1 protein-coding gene is annotated in these 799 nt (G+C 73.6%); it reads left to right on the plus strand.

What is annotated here, in order from left to right; all coding sequences use genetic code 11:
* Positions 1-11: 11 nt before the first annotated feature.
* Positions 12-773 (plus strand): HAD family hydrolase, encoded by a 762-nt coding sequence (locus Plo01_RS39820; protein ID WP_203895994.1) that lies wholly within the window; start codon positions 12-14, stop codon positions 771-773.
* Positions 774-799: the final 26 nt, after the last annotated feature.

Here is a 799-nt window from a genome sequence, read left to right on the forward strand (position 1 = left end):
ACACTGAGGGCATGAACGAGCCGTTCGCACCAGTCATCGATCTGGCGCTCGTCGGCGCCGTCGTCTTCGACACCGACGGCGTGGTCACCGACACCGCACGCGTGCACGCGGCGGCCTGGAAGCACGCGTTCGACACCTTCCTGCGAGGCCGGTCGAGGCCGTTCGACATCCGCGACGACTACCTGCGCCACGTCGACGGCCGCCCGCGCCTGGACGGCGTGCGCACCTTCCTGGCCTCGCGCGCCATCAGCCTGCCCGAGGGCGGACCGGACGACCCTCCGGGCGCGCCCACCGTGCACGGCCTCGGCACGGCCAAGGACCTCCTCTTCGCCGAACAGGTCGCCCGGTACGGCGTGGCCGCCTTCCCCTCCACCGTGGCCCTGCTGCACGAGCTGCGGCGACGCGGCTGCCGTACCGCCGTGGTCTCGGCCAGCCGCAACTGCCGCACGATGGTGACCGCGGCCGGACTCATCCAGCTGTTCGACACCCTCGTCGACGGCACCGACACCGACCGGCTCGGCCTGCCCGGCAAGCCCGATCCGGCGCTGTTCTTGGAGGCCGCCCGCCGCCTGGACGCCGCCCCGGACAGGACGGCGATCGCGGAAGATGCGCTGCCCGGCGTGGAGGCCGGCCGCCGGGGCGGCTTCGGCCTGGTCATCGGGGTCGACCGGACCGGTCGGGCGACGGAGCTGCGCGAGCGCGGAGCAGACGTCGTGGTGGCCGATCTCAGCGAGCTGACCGTGATCGGACGAGTGCCGGCGGCTGCGCCATGACCGCCTGGACGCTGGCCTACGAGGGC

It is taken from the genome of Planobispora longispora, from assembly GCF_016863135.1.
Lineage (GTDB): Bacteria > Actinomycetota > Actinomycetes > Streptosporangiales > Streptosporangiaceae > Planobispora > Planobispora longispora.

Coding starts and splice junctions, on each gene's coding strand:
- Plo01_RS39820 (WP_203895994.1), top strand. CDS start 12: ATGAACGAGCCGTTCGCACCAGTCATCGATCTGGCGCTCGTCGGCGCC.